Genomic DNA, 25,023 nt, shown 5'->3' with positions numbered 1-25,023 from the left:
CGGGAACAATGTCGGACATGACTTCCGCCGCCGAGGCTCCGCGGTCGCCCGGGCGACCGCGGAGCAGCCGCGCGGACGAGGCGATCGTGGAGGCCACCCTCGACCTGCTGGCCGAGGGCAGCACGATCGAGGCGCTCTCCATCGAGGCGATCGCGGCCCGCGCCGGCGTCGGCAAGGCCACCATCTACCGCCGCTGGCCGGGCAAGGACGCGCTGCTGCTGGACGCGCTGCGTCGGCTCAAGGGCGTGCTGCCGAACCCGGCGGGCCACTCCGTGCGGGACGACCTGGTGCTGCTGGTCGGCGCGGTCGGGCAGAACATCGACCCGCGCGCCGCGAAGATCTTGCCCTGCCTCGTGCCGGAGGTGAACCGCAGCCCCGACCACTTCCGGCTCTACCAGAACATCATCGCGCCCCGGCGGCAGCTGATGCGCGAGGTGCTCCGCCGGGGGGTGCGCCTCGGCGAGCTGCGGGCCGACCTCGACATCGAGATGGCGATGGCGCTGCTCACCGGGCCGATGCTGATGCAGCGGATGCTGCGCTGGCACCCCGAGCTGGACGACGTCCTGCTCCCGGACCGGATCGTCGACGGCATCCTGGACGGCATCCGGGCCCGCTGACGCCCCCGCCCAGGCCGCCCGCGCAGCCAGTCACCCGGCCGGCCCGCGAAGGGCCGCACCCGACCGGCCCGATCACCCCGGCCGGTCAGGGCAGCCCGATCACCCCGGCCGGTCAGGGCAGCCCGGCGCCCCGGCCGGTCAGGGCAGCCCGATCACCCCGGCCGGTCAGGGCATCGGCTCGCGGAGCCGGTGCAGGCGCAGCGCGAGCTGCACCTCCAGGGCCCGGCCGGGCTTCTGCCAGTCGGGGCCGAGCAGCTGGCCGACCCGTTCCAGCCGCTGGGTCACCGTGTTGACGTGCACGTGCAGCAGCTCCGCCGCCCGGGCCAGGCTGCCACCCACCCCGAAGTACGCCTCCAGGGTCTTCACCAGCGCGGTGCCCCGCCGGGCGTCGTAGTCCACCACCGGCCCGACCGTGCCGGCGATGAACCGGGCCACGTCCCCGTCGCCCCGGTCGCCGACCGTCCCCAGCAGCAACCCGACGAAGCCCAGCTCGGCGGTGCTGGCCCCCTGCCCGGTCCGGCCCAGCGCGCCGAGCGCCGTCAGACAGCGGTCCGCCTCCTGGAAGATCGCCGCCAGCGAGGCGGGATCGGTCGACGGGCCGCTCGCCCCGGCGGTCACCGGCCGGCCGGTCACCCGGGACAGGTCCCGGGACACCGCGCGGGCCGCGCCGCCCGCGTCCCGGCCGGGCAGCATCAGCACCACCCGGCCGTCGCGCGCCGCGGCCAGGCCGCCGCGCGTCGAGGCGTACGTGGTGGCCCAGGAGAGCACCCGCTGCCGGGCGGAACCCGTCGCGGCGATCGCGTCGTCGCCGACCGCCACCAGCACGTGCGGGGCGTCCAGGTCGACACCGAGGCGGCGGGCCCGGGTGCGCAGGGCGTCGGTGTCGGCCAGCGGCCGGGCGATCAGGTCGTCGAGCAGTTCGCCCCGCACCCGCCCCTCGGCCTCGGCCACGGTGCGGCGGAACAGCAGCAGCAGCGCGGTCACCAGCGCCGCCCGCTCCAGGATGCGCTGGTCGGCGTCGACCAGCTCGCCGTCGGGGCGCAGCACCAGCGCGCCCAGGTTCTCCGTGCCGGCGACCACGGCGGCGTACCAGACGGGGCCCCGGCGGACGCTGCGCCCCTCGGTCCGCGACGCCGCGACCGCCTCGACCAGGTCCGCCCGGTCCGGCTCGTCGATCCGGCCGACCCGGGCCAGCCGCCGCCCGTGGGCGTCCAACGCCAGCAGCGCCCCGCCGAGCACGTCGGTGACCGCGGACGCCACGTCCTCGACCCCGCCGCCGCGCAGCACCAGCGCCGTCATCCGGTCGTGCGCCGCCGCCGCCCGCTCGACGGAGCTGCTGTGCGCCCGGATGGTGGTGTTGGCCGCCGACAGCTCCGCCAGCGCGGCCCGGGTCTCGGCCAGCAGCCGCGCCGTGTCGATCGCGACCGCCGCGTGCGCCGCGAGGGACACCAGCAGCGACACCTCCTCCCGGGCGAACGGCCGGGCGGAGCGGTTGGCCGCGTACAGCACGCCGATCGAGGTGGAGCCGAGCCGCAGCGGCACGCCGAGGATCGCCACCAGGCCCTCCTCGCCCACCCCGGCGTCGATCTCCCCGGTGTGGTGGAAGCGGTCGTCCTCGGGGTAGTTCGCGGTGACGTACGGGGTGCCGGACTGGGCCACCAAGCCGCCCAGGCCCGCGCCCATCGGCAGCCGCAGCCGCTGGAACCGCGCCGAGATCGACCCGTCGGTGACCCGCATGTACGTGTCGCCGCGCTCGTCGTCGTCGAGCGTCATGTACGCCACGTCCGCGCCGAGCAGGTGCCGGGCCCGGTGCACGATCGCCCGCAGCACGGCGTCGAGGTCGCGCAGCCCGGCCAGGTCGCTCGCGGTGTCGTACAGGCCGGACAGCTCGCTCTCCCGGCGGCGTCGGCGCTCCAGCAGCGCGCGGACCCGCAGCGCGACCACCTTCGCCTGTTCCAGCTCGGCGAGCCGGTCGGGGGGCACGCCGGCCGCGCGGGCCGCCACCAGCGGGCCCTCGAACTCCACCGCGGCGGCCTCCCGGGCGAGCAGTTCCAGGAACTCCACCGGCGACGACATGACCGACATTGTGCGCGAGGCCACTAGTTCGCCGTCCAGCCCCCGTCGAGGGCGATGGACGCGCCGGTGATGAACGCGGCCGGCGGCGCGCACAGGTACGCCAGCAGCTCCGCGACCTCCTCCGGCTCGATGAGCCGCTTGATCGCCGCCCGGGCCAGCATGATCTTCTCCACCACCTCGGCCTCGCCGATGCCGTGGGTGGCGGCCTGGTCGGCGATCTGGTCCTGCACCAGCGCCGTGCGCACGTACGCCGGGTTGATGCAGTTGGCGGTGACCCCGTGCGCCGCGCCCTCCAGCGCGACCACCTTCGACAGCCCTTCCAGGGCGTGCTTCGCCGACACGTACGCCGACTTGTACGGCGAGGCCCGCAGCCCGTGCACGGAGGAGATGTTGACGATCCGCCCCCAACCCCGGGCGTACATGTGGGGCAGCGCCCGGCGCACGATCCGGAACGGGGCCTCCACCATCACCCGGTGGATGTACGCGAAGCGCTCGGGCGGGAAGTCCGGCACCGGCGCGACGTGTTGCAGCCCGGCGTTGTTGACCACGATGTCCACGTCGGCGTCGAGCCGGTCCACCGCCGCCGGGTCGGCCAGGTCGACCCGCACGGCCCGGCCGCCGGCCAGCGCCGCGACCTCCTCGGCCGCGTCGGCGTCGCGGTCGAGGACCAGCACGCGGGCCCCGGCCGCCGCGAGCCGCAGGGCGCAGGCCCGGCCGATGCCGCCGCCTCCGCCGGTCACCAGCGCGGTCCGACCGGCCAGGTCGACGTGTACGACGTGGGGGCCCGCCACGGGTTCTGCCGTCATGGCGCACAAAGCTACGAGCCGGGTGGCCGGGGGCACATGGGGGCGGGACACATACTCGACGCCCCGGCTGTGTGCCGCCGCGCCCCCCGGCCCGTCGGCGGCCCGACCCCCGGCCCGTCGGCGGGCTGCCCCCTGCTCTTCGGCGGCGTGTCCCCGCAGCCGGCGGTCGGGGCCGCCCAGTAGGGTGTCGAACACACGTACTGCCGACGTGGTGGGGAGGAGGCGGCGTGCGCGTGCTCGGCGTCGACCCGGGGCTGACCCGGTGCGGGGTCGGCGTGGTCGAGGGCGTGCCGGGCCGGCCCTGCACCCTGGTCGCCTACTACGTCGTCTACACCGACCCGGGCGACGACCTGCCGCTGCGCCTGCTGCACCTGGACCGCTCGCTCACCGACCTCGTCGCCGAGCACCGGCCGGACGCCGTCGCCGTCGAGCGGGTGTTCAGCCAGCACAACGTGCGCACCGTGATGGGCACCGCCCAGGCCAGCGGGATCGCCGTGCTGGCCGGCGCGCGCGCCGGGCTGCCCGTGCAGACCTACACCCCGAGCGAGGTCAAGGCCGCCATCACCGGCTCCGGCCAGGCCGACAAGGCGCAGATGACGACCATGGTGACCCGGCTGCTGCGGCTGCCCGAGCCGCCGAAGCCGGCCGACGCCGCCGACGCCCTGGCCCTGGCCATCTGCCACGTCTGGCGCGGCGGCACCCGCTCGAAGCTGGCCGAGGCGGCCGACCGGGCACGACGAGGAGGAGCACGATGATCGCCAGTGTGCGCGGGACGGTGACCGCGACCGGCCCGGACCACGCGGTGGTGGAGGTCGGCGGGGTGGGCCTGGCGGTGCACTGCGCGCCCGGCACGCTCGCCGACCTGCGGGTCGGCCAGCCGGCCCGGCTGGCCACCAGCCTGGTGGTCCGGGAGGACTCGCTCACCCTCTACGGCTTCGCCGACGACGACGCCAAGCAGCTGTTCGAGCTGCTCCAGACCGCGAGCGGGGTGGGGCCCCGGCTGGCCCAGGCGGTGCTGGCCGTGCACACCCCCGACGCGGTGCGCAAGGCGATCGCCAACGCCGACACCGCCGCGCTGACCCGGGTGCCGGGCATCGGCAAGAAGGGCGCCGAGCGCCTTGTGCTGGAGCTGCGGGACCGGATCGGCCCGGTGCCGGTGGGCGCCGACGGGGCGGCCGGGGTGACCGGGGGCGCCTGGCCCGAGCAGGTCCGTCAGGCCCTGGTGGGCCTCGGCTGGACGGCGGGCCAGGCCGACCAGGCGGTCGCCGCGGTCGCGGAGACCGTCGACGGCCCGCCGCCGCCCGTGCCGGTCCTGCTCAAGCAGGCCATCCGCCTGCTCGGCCGCACCCGATGACGGGGCCCGACGGCAACCTCGTCTCGGCGTACGTCAACGACGCGGAGCGCGACGCCGAGGCCAGCGTCCGGCCGAAGCGGCTGGAGGAGTTCATCGCCCAGCACCGGGTCCGCGAGCAGCTCGACCTGCTGCTGCGCAGCGCGATGCGGCGCGGCTCCCCGCCCGACCACATCCTCCTGTCAGGGCCCCCAGGCTTAGGTAAGACGACCCTGGCCAACATCGTGGCGGCCGAGCTGGGCTCCGGCATCCGGGTGACCAGCGGCCCGGCCATCGAGCGCTCCGGTGACCTCGCGGCGATCCTGACCAGCCTCACCGAGGGTGACGTGCTGTTCATCGACGAGATCCACCGGATCGCCAAGCCGGCGGAGGAGCTGCTCTACAGCGCGATGGAGGACTTCCGGGTCGACGTGATCGTCGGCAAGGGGCCGGGGGCGACCGCCATCCCGCTGGACGTCGAGCCGTTCACCCTGGTCGGGGCGACCACCCGGTCGGGCCTGCTGACCGGGCCGATGCGGGACCGCTTCGGCTTCGTCGCGCACCTCGACTTCTACTCGCCGGCCGACCTGGAGGTGCTGCTGCGCCGGTCGGCGCGCATCCTCGGGGTGCCGATCACCGACGACGGGGCCGCCGAGATCGCCGGCCGGTCCCGGGGCACCCCCCGGATCGCCAACCGGCTGCTGCGCCGGGTGCGCGACTTCGCCGAGGTCCGGGCCGACGGCACGGTGACGGTGGAGACGGCCCGGGCGGCCCTGACGGTGTACGACGTCGACGCGCTCGGGCTGGACCGGCTGGACCGGGCGGTGGTCACCGCGCTGGTCGACTCGTTCCGGGGCGGCCCGGTGGGCCTGTCGACGTTGGCCGTGGCGGTGGGGGAGCAGCCGGACACCGTCGAGGAGGTGTGCGAGCCGTTCCTGGTGCGGGCCGGGTTGCTGGCGCGTACGCCCCGGGGGCGGGTGGCCACCGAGGCGGCCTGGCGTCATCTGGGCCGTACCCCACCGAATGGTACATTTGGCACCGGTGCCCCTCCCGCGCCCGATCTGTTCTCCGCCGCGCCCGATGAGCCGTGATCCGTTCGTGATCTGTGCCGCATTCGGCGTTCCCAGGTGCAGGGACTAGACTCGCCGCGGTCTGTACAGGACGTGAGAATCCGCCTCCGCTCCGGTGCCCCTCGTGCCGAGCCGGAGGCCAATCGGAAGGTCTGTAACCGTGCTTTACGCAGCAGCGGGTGGCGGGGGAGCCGGCGGTCTCACGCCGATCCTCATGATCGCCCTGCTCTTCGGCGTCATGTACTTCATGATGATCCGCCCCCAGCAGAAGCGCCGCCGCGAGGCGGAGCGGATGCAGTCCACCCTCGGTCCCGGCGACGAGGTGGTCACCATCGGCGGGCTCTACGGCACGGTCACCGGCGTGGACGACGAGACCGTCCTGCTCGAGGTCGCCCCCGGCGTGCAGACCCGGTACGCCCGCCCGGCCATCGCCCGCGTCGTCAGCCAGGCCGAGCGGCCCGAGGCCACCGAGGACGTCGAGGACGCCGAGACCGTCAAGGAGTGACCGTCGTCCCGGGGACGGGGCAGCGGAGACAGCGATAAAACTGGATAGTTGGGCCCGACGCCCGACGCCGACGCGTGAGCGCTGCCGGCCGCCGCCCCCGCGACGGCCGTGGGCAGCCGTGTCGACGTCGGGTCGCCGGCCCGGACACCCGTCGCCGGGACCCCCGGCCCGACCCTCGTGCCGCCGCAGACGGCGGTGCGACCGTAACAGGGAGACAGACAGCCGTGGCACCACCACCTCAGGGACAGATGCGGCCCGGACGGCAGCTCGCCGTGCTCGGGCTCATCTTCGTCGTCCTCTATCTCTTGGTGTTCTTCTCGGGCGGCGCCAGTGGTGGCTTCAAGGACCGGCTGGAGCCCCGGCTCGGCCTGGACCTGGTCGGCGGCACCCGGTTGACGCTGGAGGCGACGAACAGCCTCGACGGTCGGCCCCCGACGGCGGAGAACCTCGAAGAGGCCCGCCAGATCATCGAGAACCGGGTCAACGCCTACGGCGTGGCCGAGGCCGAGGTGGTCACCGAGGGCAACCGGAACATCGTCATCTCCCTGCCCGGCGAGAACCGCGACCTCACCGACGTCGGCAGCGCGGCCGAGCTGCGCTTCCGCAAGGTGCTCAAGGCCGCCGACGGCAGCGGCGCGGCGGCGGCCCCGGCGCCCACCCCGACGCCGGCCCCGTCGGGCAGCGCGTCGCCGGCCCCGTCCGGCAGCGCCAAGCCGTCGGGCAGCGCGTCGCCGTCCGGCGCGAAGGCCACCGCGTCGCCGAGCGCGGGCGGCCAGGGCGGCGGGGCACCGGCCCCGAGCGCCAGCGCCACCGGGTCGCCCTCGGCGAGCGCCGCGCCGTCGTCGAGCGCCAGCGCCGAGCCGGTGCCGGCGGGTGTCGAGGAGCAGCGCAAGGCCGTCGAGCAGAAGGTCGGCGCCGCTGCCTGGCAGGCGGCGAGCGGGCTCCAGGCCCCGGCCGACCTGACCGCCGACCCGTCGCTGGCCGACAAGCTCAAGCCGTTCGGCGCGCTCAGCCCGCGCGAGATCGCCGTGCTGCCCGCGGAGATGCAGTTCAACGTGCCGACGATCACCTGCGCGCAGCTCGACCAGCGCCCCCCGGCGTCGATCAAGGACGAGAAGCAGAAGGCGGTCGCCTGCGAGGACGGTGTCCAGAAATACCTGCTGGACGTGGCGAAGGTGCTCGGCACCGACGTCGGCGACGCCAACGCGGTGCTCGACCAGACCAGTTCCTGGGTGGTGAGCCTCGACTTCAAGGGCGCGGGCCAGGAGAAGTGGACCAACCTGACCCGCGAGGCGTTCAACAACGAGGGCCAGGCCTGCGACCAGACCGCGCTGGGCCAGGACGGCAAGTGCCGGGTCGCCGTGGTGCTGGACAACAAGGTCGTCTCCTCGCCGGAGATCCAGGGCGTGCTGACCGGTGACTCGCAGATCACCGGCAGCTTCGACAACAAGACGGCCAACGCCCTGGCCGGTCAGCTGCGCTACGGCGCGCTGCCGGTGACCTTCGAGGCGCAGGAGCAGCAGAACGTCACCGCCACCCTCGGCGCGAGCCACCTGCGCGCGGGCCTGCTCGCCGCCGGCATCGGCATGCTGCTGGTCATCATCTACTCGTTCTTCTACTACCGGCTGCTCGGCTCGGTCATCTTCCTGAGCCTGGTGCTGTCGGGTCTGCTGGTCTTCGGCGCGCTGGTCTTCCTGGGGCGGCAGATCGGCTTCACCCTCACGCTCGCCGGCATCGCCGGCATGATCGTCTCACTCGGTGTGGCGGCGGACTCGTTCGTCATCTACTTCGAGCGGCTCAAGGACGAGATCCGGGAGGGCCGCAGCCCGCGCAGCGCGGTGCCCCGGGCGTGGATCCGGGCCCGGCGGACGATCATCTCGGCCAACGCGATCACCATCATGTCGGCCGTGGTGCTCTACATCGTCTCGGTCGGCGCGGTGAAGGGCTTCGCCTTCGCGCTCGGCCTGGCCACGGTGCTCGACCTGGTCGTGGTCTTCCTGTTCCGTCACCCGATCATGACGATGTTCGCCCGGACCCGGGCGTTCCTGTCCCCGCGGGTCAGCGGTCTCGGCCGGATCCTTCCGCCCGCGCGGAGCGAGCAGGCCACCCGCACCTCGCGCGTCAAGGAGGCCTGAGATGGCTAAGACTGGTTTGGCGAGCCGCCTCTACGCGGGCGAGGCCGGCCTCGACGTCATCGGCCGGCGCAAGCTGTGGTTCGGCGTGGCCGGGGCGCTGATCCTCGTCGCCGTGCTCAGCTTCGCCCTGCGCGGCTTCAGCCTGGGCATCGAGTTCGCCGGCGGCAACTCGTTCCAGGTGCCGGCCAGCGTCGGCACCCTCGACGACGCCGAGAAGACGGTCGACACGGTGCTGGCGCGCACCGCGGCGGGCGCCGAGGTGGTCACCGCGCAGAGGGTCGGCGGCACCGGCGGCGACTTCTACGAGATGCGCACCACGCAGCTCGACGCCGAGCAGGCCAACGAGGCCAAGGCCGAGATGGCCCGCGTGTTCGGCATCCAGGCCGACCAGATCAGCGGCAACCAGGTCAGCGAGGCGTGGGGCAGCCAGGTCACCTCCCGGGCGCTGCTCGGTCTGGTGATCTTCGTCCTGCTGGTGACGGTCTACCTGGTCCTGCGGTTCGAGTGGCGGATGGCGGCCGCGGCCGTCTCCTCCCTGTTCATGAACCTGATCCTCACCGCCGGCATCTACTCGCTGGTCGGCTTCGAGGTCACCCCGTCGACGATCATCGGCTTCCTCACGATCCTGGGCTTCGCGCTCTACGACGTGGTGGTGGTCTTCGACAAGGTGCAGGAGAACACCCGGGGCATCACGGCGAACAACAACCAGACGTACGGCGAGGCGGCCAACCTGGCCATCAACCAGAGCCTCATGCGGTCGCTGAACACCTCGGTGGTCGCGCTGCTGCCCGTCGGTGGCCTGCTCTTCATCGGCGCCGGCCTGCTGGGCGCGGGCACGCTGAAGGACCTCGGCCTGGTGCTGTTCGTCGGCATGGCGGTCGCCTTCCTGACCTCGATCCTGCTGGCCACCCCGCTGCTGGTGCTGCTGAAGAACTACGAGCCGCGCATCCAGGCGCACAACAAGCGGGTCCTGGCCCGGCGGGCCGCCCTCGCCAAGGGTGAGATCACCCCGAAGGGCGCGGCGCGTCCGGCCGCGGACGCCGACGAGCCCGTCGACGCCGACGCGGCCCTGGCCGGGGCCGCCCCGAAGGTGGGCGCCCGGCCCGCCGGCAAGCGGTCGACCGGCGCCCGGGGCGGCCGCCCCGCCGGTGGCGGCGGCAACCGGCCGGGCGGCGCCAAGCGGCGCTGATCGGCCACACCGGTAGGAGACAGGAAACACGTTCCGACGGCGTCCTGCGGGCTGTGCGAGCAGCGCGCGGGACGCCGTCGGCCATGAAGGGAGACGGGCCGCCGTGACGGAGACGCACAGCGCCGGGGTACGGGGAGACAGCGGCCCACGGGTCGCCGAGCTGGTCGCCAGCCGCGTGCTGGACGTGCCGGACTTCCCGAAGCCGGGCGTGATGTTCAAGGACCTGATGCCCCTCTTCGCCGACGGCGAGGTGTTCCGGCAGGTCGTCGACGGGATCGTGGCCCACCACGGGCGGGACGCGTTCGACGCCGTGGTGGGCATCGAGGCCCGGGGCTTCGTCGTCGCGGCGGCCATCGCGTACGCGGCGGGGGTGGGCGTGGTGCCGGTGCGCAAGGCCGGCAAGCTGCCCCGCCCCGCCTACTCGGCCTCCTACGCGCTGGAATACGGCGAGGCGACGCTGGAGGTGCACGAGGACGCGTTCACCGCCGGGCACCGGGTGCTGGTGGTCGACGACGTGCTCGCGACCGGGGGCACCGCCGAGGCCACCCTCGACCTGGTGGAGCGGGCCGGCGGCACGGTGGCCGGCTTCACGGTGCTGCTGGAGCTGGGGTTCCTCGGCGGGCGCGAGCGGCTGGCCCCGCGCCCCGTGCACGCCCTGCTGAGCGTGTGAGCCGCCGGGGCCTCGTCCCCCGTCCCGGCGTCGACGACCCGGGGCGTCGGGCCGGGAACGGTGCCCGTGCCCGTCCGCGTGGCGCGCGGAGCGCCTGTTCGTGCCCCGGTGCCCGATTGGTGGCCCCGGCCGCCGGGCGGACCCGGTGGGGACCGTCCGGCGGAGCGGCGGGGCACCGTGCGTGCGGGTAGCATTGCCCATTGCTGACCGGGCGGGTGACCGTCCGGGCGGTGCGAAGACCAGGCCGGCCGGACGGTCGGCGCATCCCCGGCGAGCGGTGAGGAGGCCGGTGTCCCACGATGTCGTCCCTCCGGTGGAGGGCACGGTGCACCCGACAGGCGACGCTGACGGTTCGGTGACCGATCGGGGCGCTGACGCCCTGGCCGTGGCGGGTGGTGACGGCGCGGGCCCCGGGTCCGCCGACGGCGCGGCGGCGGGTGCCGGGGCGTCGCTGTTCCCGGCCGACGCCGCCGACGATCCGGCGCAGCTCAGCGGTGATCCCTCGCCGAGCGGCGGCTTCGCCCTCTCCAACGCGCCCACCGGGCGGCGGGTGCGGGCGAGGCTGGCCCGGTTCAACGCGCCCTGGCAGACCTCGCAGGTCAGCGAGGTGCTGGAGCCGCTGATCTCCAGCCACCGGGAGAACCACCCGAAGGCCGACGCGAAGTTGATCCAGACCGCGTTCGACACCGCCAACCGCTGGCACTCCGGCCAATACCGCAAGTCCGGCGACCCGTACATCACGCATCCCCTCGCGGTGGCCACCATCCTGGCCAACCTGGGCATGGACACCACGACGCTGGTCGCCGCGCTGCTGCACGACACGATCGAGGACACCGAATACACGCTCGACCAGATGAAGGTCGACTTCGGTCCCGAGGTGACGCTGCTCGTCGACGGCGTGACCAAGCTCGACAAGGTCAAGCTCGGCGACGCCGCGAAGGCGGAGACGATCCGCAAGATGGTCGTGGCGATGGCGAAGGACCCGCGGGTCCTGGTGATCAAGCTGGCCGACCGGCTGCACAACATGCGCACCCTGTCCTTCCTGCCCGCGCCGAAGCGGGAGCAGAAGGCGAAGGAGACGCTGGAGATCCTGGCGCCCCTGGCCCACCGCCTGGGCATGAACACGATCAAGTGGGAGCTGGAGGACCTCGCCTTCGGCACGCTGTTCCCGAAGCGGTACGAGGAGATCCTGCGCCTGATCGGGGAGCACCAGCCGCAGCGGGAGTCGCTGCTGCGTCAGGTGACGCAGAAGGTGGGCACCGACCTGAAGGCCGCCAAGATCAAGGCGGAGACGACGGGCCGGCCGAAGCACCTCTACTCGATCTACCAGAAGATGATCGTGCGGGGCCGCGACTTCAACGACATCTACGACCTGGTCGGGGTGCGGATCCTGGTCGACACGGTGCGCGACTGCTACGCCGCGCTGGGCGTGATCCACGCGAACTGGCAGCCGGTGCCGGGCCGGTTCAAGGACTACATCGCGATGCCCAAGTTCAACATGTACCAGTCGCTGCACACGACGGTCATCGGGCCCACCGGCAAGCCGGTGGAGATGCAGATCCGCACGTACGCGATGCACCGCACCGCCGAGTTCGGCATCGCCGCGCACTGGAAGTACAAAGAGCACAAGGGCACCCAGATCGTCGGCCCGCCCGCGCACATCGACGAGATGACGTGGCTGCGCCAGTTGCTCGACTGGCAGCGGGAGGCGGCGGATCCGAGCGAGTTCCTCGACGCGCTGCGCTTCGACCTGTCGAGCCAGGAGGTGTACGTCTTCACCCCCAAGGGTGACGTCATCCCCCTGCCGACGGGGTCGACGCCGGTGGACTTCGCGTACGCGGTGCACACCGAGGTCGGGCACAAGTGCATCGGGGCGCGGGTCAACGGCAAGCTGGTGCCCCTGGAGTCGACGCTGTCCAACGGCGACGTGATCGAGATCTTCACGTCGAAGTCCGACACGGCGGGGCCGACGCAGGACTGGCTGGGCTTCGTGAAGAGCCCCCGCGCCCGCACGAAGATCCGGCAGTACTTCAACAAGGAGCGGCGCGAGGAGGCGATCGAGGCCGGCAAGGACTCGATCGTCAAGGCGATGCGCAAGCAGGGCATGCCGTTGCAGCGGATGCTCACCTCCGACGCGCTGATGGCGATCGCGCGGGACCTGCACCTGGCCGACGTGGCGTCGCTCTACGCGGCGGTCGGCGACAGCCAGGTCTCCGCGCAGTCGGTGGTGCAGAAGCTGATGGCCGCGTACGGGGGCGAGGAGGGCGCGGCGGAGGACATCGCCGAGACCGCCGTGGCCACCCGGCCCCCGCGCAGCCGGCAGAGCAGCGCCGACCCGGGCGTGGTGGTGCGGGGCGTCAGCGACGTCTGGATCAAGCTGGCCCGCTGCTGCACGCCGGTGCCGCCCGACTCGGTCTTCGGGTTCGTCACCCGCTCCGGCGGCGTCAGCGTGCACCGCGACGACTGCGCCAACGCCGAGGACCTGCGGGCCCAGGCCGAGCGGGTGGTCGAGGTGAGCTGGAAGCTCACCTCCGCCTCCACGTTCCTGGTGGCCATCCAGGTGGAGGCCCTCGACCGGCACAAGCTCCTCGCGGACGTCACCCGGGTGCTCTCCGACGAGCGGGTCAACATCCTCTCCGCGACCGTCACCACCACCCGCGACCGGGTGGCCGTGAGCCGGTTCAGCTTCGAGATGGCCGACCCGAAGCACCTGGGGCACCTGCTGGCCGCCGTCCGCAAGGTCGACGGCGTGTTCGACGCCTACCGGGTCACCTCGGGCTCCTGAGCGGCCCGGAAGGCCCCACCCACGACAGCGCCCGCCGGCGGTGACCGGCGGGCGCTTCGTCGTGCGGGGGCGGGGCGGGCGGTCAGCCCTGCGCCTCGCTCATCGTCATCTTCTCGATGACGATCTCCTTCTTGGGGTGGCCGCCGCCGGCCTGCTTGGCGTACGCGCCGTCGTCGCCGGCCTTCGCCACCTGGTTGACGATGTCCATCCCGCCGGTGACGGTGCCGAGCACCGTGTAGTTCGCGTCCAGCGGCGAGTCGCCGTAGACGATGAAGAACTGGCTGCCGGTGCTGCCCGGCTGCCCCGAGTTGGCCATCGCGATGACGCCCTCCGGGTACGGCGGGCGCTTGTCGGTCGGCAGGTTCTCCTCGGCCATCCGGTAGCTCGGGCCGCCGGTGCCGTCGGTGTCCCGCCAGCCCTTGCCGGTGGCGCTCGGGTCGCCGCACTGGAGCACCTTGATGCCCTCGGTGACCAGACGGTGGCACTTGGTGTTGTCGAGGAAGCCCTTGCTCGCCAGGTGGGTGAAGCTGGCGGCGGTGCACGGCGCGACGGACCGGTCGACCTTGGCGGTGATCGGGCCCAGGTTGGTGTCGAACGTCAGCGTCTGGGTGCCGGTGTTCGGTTGCTGGGCGGCCGGCAGCCCGACGTCCTTGATCTCCTTGGTCCGCTGCTCCTTGGGAACCTCGGTCCAGGTGCACTGCACGAAGCCGGGGGCGGCGGCGGTGTCCTGCTTCTTGTCGTCGTCGCCGCCGATGCTGGCGGCGAGCCAGACGGAGCCGGCGACCACGAGCAGCAGGGCCGCCCCGGCCCCGACGATCGCCTGCGTCTGCCGGCGCTTGCGGGCCCGGGCCGCACGCTCGGCCATCTCCCGCTCGAGCCGGGCGCGCGCCGCCGCGCGCTGCCGCTCTCTGGTGGACGTCACGGTCGATCCTCCTGGACTGTCTCGGGCGCGGCCGGTGCCGCAAAAGGCTGTGGGGTGCGGGGGAGCCGGGTCAGCCGGCGCTGGGGCTGGCCGACGCGCCGCTGGGGGCCGGGGCCGGCGCGGTCGACGGCTCGCCGACGGTGAGGCTCTGGATCACCACGTCGGTCTTCGGCTTGGCCTTGGCTCCGCTCCCATTGTCCACGGTCGGCAGGGCACCGATCTTCGTGACCACGTCCAGGCCGCCGGTGACCTTCCCGATCACCGGGTAGGCCGGCTTGTCCGGGTCGAAGTCCTTGAAGAAGATCAGGAACTGGCTGCCGTTCGCGCCCGGCGGGTTGGCGATCATCGCCACCGTGCCCTTCGGGTACGCCGGGGGCTCGTTGGGCGCCGGGCTGGCCTCGGGGGCCACCGGGACGTTCTCGTCGTAGAACGAGTAGGCCGGGCCGCCCAGCCCGGTGCCGCTCGGGTCGCCGCAGCGCAGCGCGCCCTCGGAGGTGATCTCGTGGCACTTCGTGTTGTCGTAGAAGCCCTTGCTGGCCAGGTGGGCGATGCTCGCCCCGGCGCACGGGGCCGACGCGAGGTCCAGCTCGGCGGTGATCGGGGCGCCCTGGTTGGTGGTGACGGTCAGCGCCCGGGTGCCGGCGGTCGGCAGGCCCTTGGTGGCCGGGGTGCCCACGTCCTTGAGGTTGGTGTTCGCGGCGGCGTCCTGCGGCGTCCAGAGGCAGACGTCCTCGGCGGCCGTGTCCTGCTTCGGGTCGTCGTCGAAGGCGCCCAGCGCCCAGGCCGAACCGGCCACGATCAGCACGAGCACCACGGCGGCGCCGACACCGGCCTGGATCTGCCGCCGGCGTCTGGTCCGGGCGGCCCGTCGCGCCAGCTGCCGGTCGAGCTTGGCCCGCGCCAGTTTGCGCTGCCGGTCCCTGCTGGAAGCCACCCGTGCTCCCCTTCCTCTACCCTGATGGTCACCGGCGGTCGGCGTCGCGCCCCGTCGGGCGCCACGTGCGCCACGCCACACGCCCGCCAGAGTGTACGGGTAGCGGCTGGGAAAGTGGTGTACGAGGTCCGGGCTGGCTTTATCGGAGTTGCTCACTGGGCCGCTGTGGCCACGGGGGCGGGTGGGCCGGCGCGGTCCGCCCGCCGCTGCGGCTAGGCTTCCGGTGCAGGCTAGACAGCGACGGAAGGGGAGCGCCGTGCTCGTGGCGAGCTTTCCCGCGGACGCCTTCGGCACCAACTGCTACGTGGTGGCGACCGGGCCGGGGGAGCAGTGCGTGGTGGTCGACCCGGGCATCGGGGTGATCGACCGGCTCGACGCCGTCCTCGCCGAGCATCGCCTGCACCCCGCCGCCGTGCTGCTCACCCACGGCCACCTCGACCACACGTTCTCCGTCGCGCCGGTCTGCGGCGCGCGGGGCGTGACCGCGTACGTCCACCCGGAGGACCGCGAGCTGCTGGCCGACCCGGCCAAGGGGCTGTCGATGGACCTCCGGGGGCTCTTCGGCGGCCGGCTGCCCTACTCCGAGCCCGACGACGTCGCCGAGCTGACCGACGGCGCGACCCTGTCGCTCGCCGGGCTGGAGATCACCGTCGACCACGCCCCGGGCCATACCGGCGGGTCGGTGCTGTTCCGGCTGCCCGGCACGGGCTCGCAGTGGGAGGCCGAGCAGGTCTGCCTCTCCGGCGACGTGCTCTTCGCCGGCTCGATCGGCCGCACCGACCTGTGGGGCGGCAGCATGCCCCGGATGCTCGCCAGCCTGCGCGACAAGATCCTGCCGCTGGCCGACGACACGGTGGTGCTGCCCGGCCACGGCCCCGCGACCACCATCGGCCGCGAGCGCGCGAGCAACCCGTACCTCATCGAGGTGGCGGCCTCGGGCGACGCGCGCCCGGCCGCACCCACCCGCGGCCTCTAGGCCGCGCCTCGACCTTTCCCGCGCCGCCGCGCGGGTGCTGAACGGAGCGTCATGAGCAAGCCCACGCCCATCTCCGGCTTCCCCGAGTGGACCCCGGCGCAGCGGATGATCGAGCAGTTCGTGCTCGACCGGATCCGCGCCACCTTCGAGCTGTACGGCTTCGCGCCGCTGGAGACCCGCTCCGTCGAGCCGCTGGACCAGCTGCTGCGCAAGGGGGAGACCTCCAAGGAAGTCTACGTGCTGCGCCGCCTCCAGGCCGACGCCGACGGCCCGGCCGGCGACGACTCCCTCGGCCTGCACTTCGACCTGACGGTGCCGTTCGCCCGCTACGTGCTGGAGAACGCCGGCCGGCTCCAGTTCCCGTTCCGCCGCTACCAGATCCAGAAGGTGTGGCGGGGCGAGCGCCCGCAGGAGGGGCGCTACCGGGAGTTCCTCCAGGCCGACATCGACATCGTCGACCGGGACACCCTGCCCGCCCACTACGAGGCGGAGATGCCGCTGGTCATCGGCGACGCGCTGCGGTCGCTGCCGATCCCGCCGGTGACCATCCAGGTCAACAACCGCAAGATCTGCGAGGGGTTCTACCGGGGCATCGGCCTGACCGACCCGGAGGCCGCCCTGCGCGCGGTCGACAAGCTCGACAAGATCGGCCCGGCGAAGGTGGCCGAGCTGCTCGCCGAGACGGCCGGGGCGAGCGAGGCGCAGGCCAAGGCGTGCCTGGCCCTGGCCGAGATCTCCGCACCGGACGCCTCGTTCGCCGACGCCGTGCGCGGCCTCGGGGTGACCCACCCGCTGCTCGACGAGGGCGTCGCCGAGCTGGTGGCGGTGGTGGAGACCGCCGCCGCGCACTCGCCGGGGCTGTGCGTGGCCGACCTGCGGATCGCCCGCGGGCTCGACTACTACACCGGCACCGTCTACGAGACGTCGCTGGCCGGCTACGAGCGGTTCGGCTCGATCTGTTCCGGCGGCCGGTACGACAACCTGGTCAGCGCCGGTGGCGCGTCCTTCCCCGGGGTGGGCATCTCGATCGGGGTGAGCCGGCTGCTCGGGCTGCTCTTCGGCGCGGGCGCGCTCACCGTGTCCCGCAGCGTGCCGACGTGCGTGCTGGTCGCGGTGACCAGCGAGGAGCGGCGGCCGGCGAGCAACGCGGTCGCCGACGCGCTGCGTCGCCGGGGGGTGCCCACGGAGGTCGCGCCGAGCGCGGCGAAGTTCGGCAAGCAGATCCGGCACGCCGAGCGGCGCGGCATCCCATACGTCTGGTTCCCCGGCGTCGACGGGGCGCCCGACGAGGTGAAGGACATCCGCTCCGGTGAGCAGGTGGTCGCGGCGGCCGGCGAGTGGACCCCGCCGCGGGCCGACCTGTCGCCCCTGGTGAGCTGAGCAGACGCCGCGCGGGCGGGCGCTACTGGCGCGTACGGCGCGGAGGACCTACGGTGGCGTAAGTTACGCCACCGTAGGGAGAACTTCGTGACCGCACTCAGCCAGACCGCCCTGCTCGTCGAGCTCGAACCCGTCGTGGCGAAGAACCTCGACCGCCACCTCGCGATGGCGAAGGAGTGGTTCCCGCACGAGTACGTGCCGTGGAGCGAGGGGCGCACCTTCGACGGCCCGCTCGGTGGCGAGGCGTGGTCGCCGCAGGACTCGACGATCCCCGAGATCGCCCGCACCGCGCTGATCGTGAACCTGCTGACCGAGGACAACCTCCCCTCGTACCACCACCAGATCGCCACCCTCTTCGGCCCGGACGGGGCGTGGGGGACGTGGGTGGGCCGGTGGACCGCCGAGGAGGGCCGGCACGGCACCGCCATCCGCGACTACCTGACGGTGACCCGGGCGGTGGACCCGGTGGCGCTGGAGCGGGCCCGGATGGTGCACATGACCGCCGGCTACACCAACTCGCACGACGCCTCGATGCTGCGCTCGCTGGCGTACGTGTCGTTCCAGGAGCTGGCGACCCGGATCTCGCACCGCAACACGGGCCGGGTGGCCGGCGACCCGGTGTGCGAGGCGCTGCTCGCCCGCGTCGCCGCCGACGAGAACCTGCACATGGTCTTCTACCGCAACCTGCTCGCCGCCGCCCTGGAGGTGGCCCCGAGCCAGGCGATGCGGGCCATCGCCGAGGTCCTCGCCGACTTCCAGATGCCCGGCGTGGGCATCGAGGGCTTCGCCCGCAAGTCGGTGGCGATCGCCCTGGCCGGCATCTACGACCTGCGGCAGCACCGCGACGAGGTGGTCGTCCCGGTGCTGCGCCAGTGGGACATCTTCAACGTCACCGGGCTGGACGCCGACGGCGAGGCCGCCCGCGACCAGATCGCCGCCCACCTGGACACCCTGGAGACGCACGCGTCCCGCTTCGAGGAGAAGCGCGACGCCCGCGCCGCCCGCCTGGCCGCCGCCCGCTGACCCACCCACCCCCTGCCCCCGCCCCCCCTGCCCCCTGCCCCCTGCCCCCCCGCCCCCGTCCCCCGTTCCCCCGCGATCTTGCAGTTGGGGCCCCGGCAAAAGGCACATGACGCCCATCCTCGGGGCCGAAAGTGCAAGATCGCCGGGGAGGGGTGTGGGGGAGGGGGCAGGGGGGGTGGGGGTGGTTACCAGTGGAAGCCGGCGGTGTATGTCACCGTGGCTAGCGCCTGCTGGCCGGCGGCGTTCGGGTGGAAGTAGTCCCAGGTGGAGAGCTGGCTCAGGGTGAACGGGTAGCCGAACACGGCGTTGTCGTCGAAGTCGCAGTTCGGGCCGTACGCGGCGCACGCCTGGGCGAGCTGGGTGTTGTAGTCGACGACCCGCTGGCGCACCCGGGCCCGGCGGTCGACGTCGGCCTGGGCGGTGGAGGTCGGGTTGGCCAGCATGGACTGGCAGATGCCGAACAGCGCCCACGCCGTACGGGCGCTGCCGCTGTCCTTGCCGACGGACCAGAGCCGGTGGAGGTCCGGGATGCTGACGATCGCCACCCGGGCGTTCGGCAGGCCCGCCTTGATCCGGCCGAGCGCGGCGTCGATGTTGGCGCGGTAGGTGCTCACCGGCGTCATGCTCGACTCCGAGCCGGTGCAGGCGTCGTTGGCGCCGATCAGCATCGTCACGTACCCGACGCCCTGGCTGACCGCCGTGCCGGCCTGGCCGGACATGTCGGCGGACTTCGCGCCGGTCCTGGCGTCGTTGTGGTTGTTGCCGGCGATGGCCGGGTTGACCGCGCGGATGCGCAGGTAGTGGCTGTTCACCGAGGAGTTGTCGCCGGTGCTGAACGAGCGGGAGGCGCAGTCGACGTACCAGCCGCAGGCGTTGAAGCCGCGGGTGATGGAGTCGCCGAGGCTGGCCATGGAGCCGGGCGGCGGGCCGGCGTCGGCGTGGGCGGCCGTGGCGCCGAGGGGGACGAGGGCGGTGGCGGCGAGGGCGGCCAGGGCGCGTCGGATGGGGGTCATGGTGGCCTCCGGATCACGGGTGCCGACGGGGGAAATCGGGGTGCATCGATCATATTGATCCACCTGAGGGGCCACAATGTTGCGAACATGTGTCGCGGGTAGCTCGGGCGAAACAGGGCGAAGCTGGGTCTTGCGAGTGAATCTAAGTATGTGAATACTTCAGTTCACTCGGCCGGTTCACCCCAGCTCCGGCCGGATGGTCCTCGGGTCCGTCACCCCCGGCGCGACCCGTCACCCCCTTCCGGGAGGTTGTTACATGCGACCCACGAGGTCATCGCTCCTCCGCGCCGCTTCCGTCGCCGCAGCCGGCACCCTGGTCGCCACCGCGTTGATCGGCGCACCCGCCCAGGCCGCCCCCGTCGCCTCGCCCGACGCCGCCGCCACCCTGGCCGAGCGGCTCGGTGACCGCTCCGCCGGCACCTACGCCGACGCCAGCGGCAGGATGGTCGTCACCGTGACCGACGCGGCCGCCGCCCGTCAGGTCCGCGCCTCCGGCGCCATCGCGAAGCTCGTCAAGCGGGGCGCCGCGGAGCTCGACCGGGCCACCGCCGAGCTGGAGCGCTCCGCGAAGATCCCCGGCACCGCGTGGTGGACCGACCCGGCCACCAACCAGGTCGTCGTCTCCGTCGACAGCACCGTCACCGGGGCCAAGCTGGAGCGCGTCAAGGCCGCCGCCGCCCGGACCGGCGGCGCCGTGCGCATCGAGGCCGAGGCCGGCGTGCTGAGCACCCGCATCTCCGGCGGCCAGGCGATCTACGCCGCCGGCGGCGGCCGCTGCTCGCTGGGCTTCAACGTGCGCAGCAGCTCCGGCGTCACCTACTTCCTGACCGCCGGCCACTGCACCAACATCGCCTCGACCTGGTACTCGAACTCGGCGCAGACCAGCACCCTGGGCATCCGCGCCGGCACCAGCTTCCCGGGCAACGACTACGGCATCGTCCGGCACAGCAACTCCGCCAACGCGACCGGCAACGTCTCCCTCTACAACGGCAGCTACCGGGACGTCACCGGCGCGGCCAACGCGTACGTCGGCCAGAGCGTGCAGCGCTCCGGCAGCACCACCGGCGTGCACAGCGGCACGGTCGGGGCGCTCAACGCCACGGTGAACTACGCCGAGGGCTCCGTCTCCGGCCTGATCCGCACCAACGTCTGCGCCGAGCCCGGCGACAGCGGCGGCTCGCTGTTCAGCGGCAGCAGCGCCATCGGCCTCACCTCCGGCGGCAACGGCAACTGCACCCGCGGCGGCACCACCTACTTCCAGCCCGTCACCGAGCCGCTGAGCGTCTACGGCGTCAGCATCATCTGATCCACCTCGCCCTCCCCCCGAAGCGGGTCGCCGGCCTCCGGCGGCCCGCTTCCGGCGTACCCGAACCCGGCGCAGCCGGAGCAGGCCGCGACCGACGGCCGGTGGGGAACGGCGGCCTGGTCGGGCGGGATCCGCTGGTGGGGCGGGATCCGCGGGAGGATCGACTGGGCGGGCCGAACCGGGGTACCTTGCGGCCGGTGAGCGCCACACCGACCCCCGCCCCGCCCGCGTCGGCCTGGGCCCCGCTGCGCCTCGCCGCGTTCCGCAGCCTCTGGCTGGCCGTGCTGGCCAGCAACGTCGGCACCTGGATGCAGACCGTCGGCGCCCAGTGGCTGCTGGTCGACCAACCCAACGCGCCGACGCTGGTCGCCCTCGTGCAGACCGCGAGCATGCTGCCCGTACGGCTGCTGGCCCTGCCGGCCGGCGCGCTCGCCGACACCCTCGACCGACGCCGGCTGCTCATCGGCGTGCAGTGCTTCCTCGCCGCCGTCGGGGTGCTGCTGACCGCGCTCACCGCCGCCGACCGGATGCCGCCCGCCCTGCTGCTCACCCTCACCTTCGCCCTCGGCGTGGGCCAGGCGCTCACCCTGCCCGCCTGGCAGGCGGTGATCCCGGAGCTGGTGCCCCGGGAGCAGCTCGTCAGCGCCTCGGCGCTCGGCTCCATCAGCGTCAACCTGGCCCGCTCGGTCGGCCCGGCGGTGGCCGGCGTGCTGGTCGCCCAGGCCGGGGTGGCCGTGGTCTTCGCGGTGAACACCGCGTCCTTCGCGATCTTCGCCGGCGCGTTGCTGCGCTGGCGGCCGGACCGCCCCGACGGCGCGGCCATGCCGGAACGGTTCGCCGCCGCCCTGCGCGCCGGCGGCCGGTACGTGCGCCACTCGCCGGTCGTCCGCCGCATCCTGCTGCGGGCCGCGCTGTTCGTGGTGCCCGGCAGCGCGCTGTGGGCGCTGCTGCCGCTGGTGGCCAGCCACCGCCTCGGCCTGGGCCCCGGCGGGTACGGCGTGCTGCTGGCCGCGCTCGGCGCCGGCGCGGTCGCCGGCGCGCTCGTGCTGCCCCGGGTACGCCGGGCGCTCACCGCCAGCCAGCTCCTGCTCGTCGCCGGGCTCGTCTACGCCGGGGTGCTGCTGGTGCTCGCCCTCGTGCCCGTGCCGGCCCTGGTGACGGTGGCCCTGGTGCCCGCCGGGCTGGCCTGGATGACGGTGCTGTCCACCGTGAACGCCGCGATGCAGCTCTTCCTCCCCGGCTGGGTACGCGCCCGGGGGCTCTCGGTCTACCAGATGGTCTTCGCGGGCGGGCAGGCGCTCGGCGCCCTCGCCTGGGGCGCGCTCGGCGAGCTCGCCGGCCTGGTCGCCGCGCTCGCCGTGGCCGGGGCGGCCATGGCCGTCGCCGCGCTCACCGTGCCGCTGTGGCCGCTGCGCGAGACCCGGGGGGTCAACCGGGACCCGGCCGTCTACTGGCCCGAGCCGCACCTGACCCTGGACGCGCACCCGCGCACCGGGCCGGTGCTGGTGACCGTCACCTACACCGTGCCGCCCGAGCGGCAGGACGCCTTCGTCGAGGCGATGCGGGCGGTGGGCCGGTCGCGGCGGCGCACCGGGGCGATGCGCTGGGGACTGTTCCGGGCGGGGGAGCGGGCGCACGGCTTCGTCGAGGTCTACCAGGTGCCGTCCTGGGAGGAACACCTGCGCCAGCACGGCGGGCGGCTGACCGGCGCCGACCGGACGGCGGAGGAGCGGGCGAGGGCGCTGACCGAGGGCGAGGTCCACGTCAGCCACCTCCTCCCCGCCGACGAGCCGTAGCGGCGCTGGTGCAAGGAGGGGCCCCTTGTTAACGCTTTCTGTTGTACAGGGGCCCCCTGTTAACACCACGGGCCGTGTCGGGCCGCCTCGGGCCGCGGTGCGCCCGGCGGTGTCGTGGGCGGTGCGCCCCGCGGTGCCGGGGTCAGCCCCGGCTCAGCCACCCGGCGACCAGCAACGGGCAGAGCGCCTCCGCCCCGGCGGCCACCCGCTCGGCCAGGCCGATCCGGTCACCCCCGGTGGCCAGCTCGATCACGAACCAGACCACCGGCGTCAGCAGCCCCGCCGCCAGCGCCGCCCAGGCGGCCCGCCCGCCGCCGGCGTACCCGTCGGGGGTGGACCGGGCCCGGCGGCCCGCGTCGCCGAGGGCCGGCCGCAGCGCGTCGCCGCCGGGGTGGCCGGGCCGTGGCCCGGCACACCGTACGCGGCGCGGTACCGGTTAGCAGGGGCCCCCTGTGCAACAGAAAGCGTTAACAAGGGGCCCTTCCTTACCCCCAACCGCGCCCGGTGACGGCGGGGGGCGGGGCACCCTGACAGAATGCGAGGGCAGACCGAACGCAGACGATGAGGAGACGCAAGCCGTGATCCGTACCCATGACGCCGGCAGCCTGCGCGCGACGGACGCCGGCACCACGGTGACGCTCGCCGGGTGGGTCGCCCGCCGGCGCGACCACGGCGGTGTCATCTTCGTCGATCTGCGCGACGCCTCGGGCGTCGTGCAGGTGGTCTTCCGCGAGGAGGACGCCCACGCGCTGCGCAACGAGTTCTGCGTGAAGGTGACCGGCGAGGTGACCCGCCGTCCCGAGGGCAACGAGAACCCGGAGCTGCCGACCGGCGAGATCGAGGTGACCGCGAGCGCGCTGGAGGTGCTCTCGGAGGCCGCGCCGCTGCCGCTGCCCGTCGACGACCAGGTCGAGGCCGGCGACGACATCCGGCTCAAGTACCGCTACCTGGACCTGCGCCGGGGCGGCCCGGCGAAGGCGATGCGGCTGCGGTCGCGGGCCAACCAGCTCGCCCGGGGCGTGCTGCACGAGCGCGACTTCCTGGAGATCGAGACGCCGACGCTGACCCGGTCCACCCCGGAGGGCGCGCGCGACTTCCTGGTCCCGGTCCGGCTCCAGCCGGGCAGCTGGTACGCGCTGCCGCAGTCCCCGCAGCTGTTCAAGCAGCTGCTGATGGTCGGCGGCATGGAGCGCTACTACCAGATCGCCCGCTGCTACCGCGACGAGGACTTCCGGGCCGACCGGCAGCCGGAGTTCACCCAGCTCGACATCGAGATGTCCTTCGTCACCGAGGACGACGTGATCGACCTCGGCGAGGCGATCGTGTCCGCGCTCTGGTCCGACCTGGCCGGCTACGAGATCCCCCGGCCCATCCCGCGCATCACCTGGCACGACGCGATGGCCCGGTACGGCTCCGACAAGCCGGACCTGCGCTACGGCGTCGAGCTGACCGAGCTGACGGACTACCTGCGCGGCACGGCGTTCCGGGTGTTCGCCGGGGCGATCGACGCGGGCGGCTACGTCGGCGCGGTCGTCATGCCGGGCGGCGCGGGCCAGACCCGCAAGGAGCTGGACGGCTGGCAGGACTGGGCGAAGGCGCGCGGCGCGAAGGGCCTGGCGTACGTGGTGCTCGACGCCGAGACCGGCGCGCCGCGGGGCCCGGTGGCGAAGAACCTCTCCGAGGAGCACCTGGCGGGGCTGGCCGACGCGGTCGGCGCGAAGCCGGGCGACGCGGTGTTCTTCGCGGCCGGCGCCGACGCCCGGGAGGCGCAGGAGCTGCTCGGCGCGGCCCGCATCGAGATCGCCAGGCGGGCGAAGCTGATCGACGAGTCGGCGTGGGCGTTCTGCTGGGTGGTCGACGCCCCGATGTTCGAGCGGACCTCCGACCAGGAGAGCGGCGGGGCGGGCGGCTGGACGGCCGTGCACCACCCGTTCACCTCGCCGAACGCCGAGTGGGTGGACCGGTTCGAGGAGGCCCCGGACCGGGCGCTGGCGTACGCGTACGACATCGTCTGCAACGGCAACGAGATCGGCGGGGGGTCGATCCGTATCCACCGGGGCGACGTGCAGCAGCGGGTGTTCGACCTGCTCGGCATCACCCCCGCCGAGGCGCAGGACAAGTTCGGCTTCCTGCTGGAGGCGTTCAAGTACGGCGCCCCGCCGCACGGCGGCATCGCGTTCGGCTGGGACCGGGTCTGCATGTTGCTGGCCGGCGCGGACTCGATCCGTGAGGTGATCGCGTTCCCGAAGACCCGGGGCGGCTTCGACCCGCTGACGGGCGCGCCGACGCCGATCACCGCGCAGCAGCGCGCCGAGGCGGGCGTCGACGCCAAGCCGAAGGCCCCGACCGGCGCGCACGCCGGCACCGCCGGCCCGGCCGCCCCGGTGGCCGACCCGGTCTGAGCCGACCTGCGACCCCGGCCTGAGCTGAGGCGGCCGGGGCGACCAGCGATCCCGGCGGGCGGTCCCACGGTGGGGCCGCCCGCCGCCG

General features: G+C 73.7%; 21 protein-coding genes. 15 read left to right on the top strand and 6 right to left on the bottom strand.

The features are described 5' to 3' along the window. Positions 1-8 precede the first annotated feature (8 nt). On the top strand, positions 9-617 hold the full coding sequence (locus O7628_RS01230) for a TetR/AcrR family transcriptional regulator (protein WP_278127688.1): 609 nt from the start codon (positions 9-11) through the stop codon (positions 615-617). Positions 618-782: 165 nt separating this feature from the next. Here the strand turns inward: O7628_RS01230 and O7628_RS01225 are convergent, their stop codons facing one another. Both O7628_RS01225 and O7628_RS01220 read right to left on the bottom strand, forming a co-directional pair. Continuing rightward, positions 783-2,702, bottom strand: coding sequence for a helix-turn-helix domain-containing protein (locus tag O7628_RS01225; protein WP_278127686.1), 1,920 nt, complete (start codon positions 2,700-2,702; stop codon positions 783-785). Between the two features lie 14 nt (positions 2,703-2,716). Further along, positions 2,717-3,499, bottom strand: a complete 783-nt coding sequence (locus O7628_RS01220) for a 3-hydroxybutyrate dehydrogenase (protein WP_278127685.1) — start codon at positions 3,497-3,499, stop codon at positions 2,717-2,719. A gap of 227 nt (positions 3,500-3,726) precedes the next feature. Here O7628_RS01220 and ruvC point away from each other — a divergent pair, with 227 nt between their 5' ends. The 8 genes from ruvC (at position 3,727) to O7628_RS01180 (ending at position 13,183) form a co-directional block, all read left to right on the top strand. Then, on the top strand, positions 3,727-4,254 hold the full coding sequence (gene ruvC, locus O7628_RS01215) for a crossover junction endodeoxyribonuclease RuvC (protein WP_091283461.1): 528 nt from the start codon (positions 3,727-3,729) through the stop codon (positions 4,252-4,254). After that, positions 4,251-4,853 carry a Holliday junction branch migration protein RuvA gene (gene ruvA / locus O7628_RS01210; RefSeq protein WP_043967885.1) on the top strand — a complete coding sequence of 201 codons (603 nt, stop codon included), beginning with the start codon at positions 4,251-4,253 and terminating at the stop codon, positions 4,851-4,853. The genes ruvC and ruvA overlap by 4 nt, the downstream gene beginning before the upstream one ends. After that, complete coding sequence (ruvB, locus tag O7628_RS01205; RefSeq protein ID WP_043967887.1) at positions 4,850-5,920, top strand: Holliday junction branch migration DNA helicase RuvB; 1,071 nt, start codon at positions 4,850-4,852, stop codon at positions 5,918-5,920. Before ruvA ends, ruvB begins: the two co-directional genes overlap by 4 nt. Positions 5,921-6,059: 139 nt before the next feature. Continuing rightward, a complete protein-coding gene (yajC, locus tag O7628_RS01200; RefSeq protein ID WP_074478714.1) occupies positions 6,060-6,404 on the top strand; it encodes a preprotein translocase subunit YajC in 345 nt (114 codons plus the stop codon). Between the two features lie 248 nt (positions 6,405-6,652). After that, on the top strand, positions 6,653-8,539 hold the full coding sequence (gene secD / locus O7628_RS01195) for a protein translocase subunit SecD (protein ID WP_278136173.1): 1,887 nt from the start codon (positions 6,653-6,655) through the stop codon (positions 8,537-8,539). Position 8,540: 1 nt separating this feature from the next. Then, the gene (secF, locus tag O7628_RS01190) at positions 8,541-9,728 is read left to right on the top strand and encodes a protein translocase subunit SecF (RefSeq protein ID WP_278127680.1); all 1,188 of its coding nucleotides are present in this window, start codon (positions 8,541-8,543) and stop codon (positions 9,726-9,728) included. A 103-nt stretch (positions 9,729-9,831) separates the two neighbouring features. Beyond that, entirely contained in the window at positions 9,832-10,398 is a 567-nt protein-coding gene (locus tag O7628_RS01185; RefSeq protein ID WP_178065594.1) for an adenine phosphoribosyltransferase, read from the top strand. A 313-nt stretch (positions 10,399-10,711) separates the two neighbouring features. After that, positions 10,712-13,183 (top strand): bifunctional (p)ppGpp synthetase/guanosine-3',5'-bis(diphosphate) 3'-pyrophosphohydrolase, encoded by a 2,472-nt coding sequence (locus tag O7628_RS01180; protein WP_278136172.1) that lies wholly within the window; start codon positions 10,712-10,714, stop codon positions 13,181-13,183. Between the two features lie 82 nt (positions 13,184-13,265). Here O7628_RS01180 and O7628_RS01175 read toward each other — a convergent pair whose 3' ends face one another. Together O7628_RS01175 and O7628_RS01170 are read right to left on the bottom strand one after the other, a co-directional pair. Continuing rightward, positions 13,266-14,105 carry a peptidylprolyl isomerase gene (locus O7628_RS01175; protein WP_278127677.1) on the bottom strand — a complete coding sequence of 280 codons (840 nt, stop codon included), beginning with the start codon at positions 14,103-14,105 and terminating at the stop codon, positions 13,266-13,268. 70 nt (positions 14,106-14,175) lie between these two features. Then, entirely contained in the window at positions 14,176-15,039 is an 864-nt protein-coding gene (locus tag O7628_RS01170) for a peptidylprolyl isomerase (protein ID WP_278127675.1), read from the bottom strand. Between the two features lie 256 nt (positions 15,040-15,295). Here O7628_RS01170 and O7628_RS01165 point away from each other — a divergent pair, with 256 nt between their 5' ends. From O7628_RS01165 to O7628_RS01155, 3 genes are all read left to right on the top strand, one after another. Next, on the top strand, positions 15,296-16,015 hold the full coding sequence (locus tag O7628_RS01165) for an MBL fold metallo-hydrolase (protein WP_178065591.1): 720 nt from the start codon (positions 15,296-15,298) through the stop codon (positions 16,013-16,015). A 51-nt stretch (positions 16,016-16,066) separates the two neighbouring features. After that, entirely contained in the window at positions 16,067-17,395 is a 1,329-nt protein-coding gene (gene hisS, locus O7628_RS01160) for a histidine--tRNA ligase (protein ID WP_278127673.1), read from the top strand. Positions 17,396-17,482: 87 nt separating this feature from the next. Then, on the top strand, positions 17,483-18,418 hold the full coding sequence (locus O7628_RS01155) for an acyl-ACP desaturase (protein ID WP_278127671.1): 936 nt from the start codon (positions 17,483-17,485) through the stop codon (positions 18,416-18,418). Between the two features lie 185 nt (positions 18,419-18,603). On the opposite strand, the gene O7628_RS01150 is transcribed toward O7628_RS01155, so the two are convergent. After that, positions 18,604-19,431, bottom strand: coding sequence for a GDSL-type esterase/lipase family protein (locus tag O7628_RS01150; RefSeq protein ID WP_278127670.1), 828 nt, complete (start codon positions 19,429-19,431; stop codon positions 18,604-18,606). A 256-nt stretch (positions 19,432-19,687) separates the two neighbouring features. Between O7628_RS01150 and O7628_RS01145 the strand changes: the two genes are divergently transcribed. Continuing rightward, positions 19,688-20,737: a S1 family peptidase gene (locus tag O7628_RS01145; protein WP_278127669.1), complete on the top strand. Its 1,050-nt coding sequence runs from the start codon at positions 19,688-19,690 to the stop codon at positions 20,735-20,737. A gap of 197 nt (positions 20,738-20,934) precedes the next feature. Continuing rightward, positions 20,935-22,533: an MFS transporter gene (locus tag O7628_RS01140; protein WP_278127668.1), complete on the top strand. Its 1,599-nt coding sequence runs from the start codon at positions 20,935-20,937 to the stop codon at positions 22,531-22,533. 142 nt (positions 22,534-22,675) lie between these two features. Here the strand turns inward: O7628_RS01140 and O7628_RS01135 are convergent, their stop codons facing one another. After that, positions 22,676-22,798 carry a hypothetical protein gene (locus O7628_RS01135; RefSeq protein ID WP_278127667.1) on the bottom strand — a complete coding sequence of 41 codons (123 nt, stop codon included), beginning with the start codon at positions 22,796-22,798 and terminating at the stop codon, positions 22,676-22,678. Positions 22,799-23,111: 313 nt separating this feature from the next. Between O7628_RS01135 and aspS the strand changes: the two genes are divergently transcribed. Further along, entirely contained in the window at positions 23,112-24,935 is a 1,824-nt protein-coding gene (gene aspS, locus O7628_RS01130) for an aspartate--tRNA ligase (protein WP_278127665.1), read from the top strand. Positions 24,936-25,023: the final 88 nt, after the last annotated feature.

Source organism: Micromonospora sp. WMMD956 (assembly GCF_029626125.1).
GTDB lineage: Bacteria > Actinomycetota > Actinomycetes > Mycobacteriales > Micromonosporaceae > Micromonospora > Micromonospora carbonacea.
The sequence above is the reverse complement of the archived record's forward strand: the minus strand, read 5'-3'. Positions and strand labels throughout refer to the sequence as shown.

Coding starts and splice junctions, on each gene's coding strand:
- O7628_RS01230 (WP_278127688.1), top strand. CDS start 9: ATGTCGGACATGACTTCCGCCGCCGAGGCTCCGCGGTCGCCCGGGCGA.
- O7628_RS01225 (WP_278127686.1), bottom strand. CDS start 2,702: ATGTCGGTCATGTCGTCGCCGGTGGAGTTCCTGGAACTGCTCGCCCGG.
- O7628_RS01220 (WP_278127685.1), bottom strand. CDS start 3,499: ATGACGGCAGAACCCGTGGCGGGCCCCCACGTCGTACACGTCGACCTG.
- ruvA (WP_043967885.1), top strand. CDS start 4,251: ATGATCGCCAGTGTGCGCGGGACGGTGACCGCGACCGGCCCGGACCAC.
- ruvB (WP_043967887.1), top strand. CDS start 4,850: ATGACGGGGCCCGACGGCAACCTCGTCTCGGCGTACGTCAACGACGCG.
- secD (WP_278136173.1), top strand. CDS start 6,653: ATGCGGCCCGGACGGCAGCTCGCCGTGCTCGGGCTCATCTTCGTCGTC.
- secF (WP_278127680.1), top strand. CDS start 8,541: ATGGCTAAGACTGGTTTGGCGAGCCGCCTCTACGCGGGCGAGGCCGGC.
- hisS (WP_278127673.1), top strand. CDS start 16,067: ATGAGCAAGCCCACGCCCATCTCCGGCTTCCCCGAGTGGACCCCGGCG.
- O7628_RS01150 (WP_278127670.1), bottom strand. CDS start 19,431: ATGACCCCCATCCGACGCGCCCTGGCCGCCCTCGCCGCCACCGCCCTC.
- O7628_RS01145 (WP_278127669.1), top strand. CDS start 19,688: ATGCGACCCACGAGGTCATCGCTCCTCCGCGCCGCTTCCGTCGCCGCA.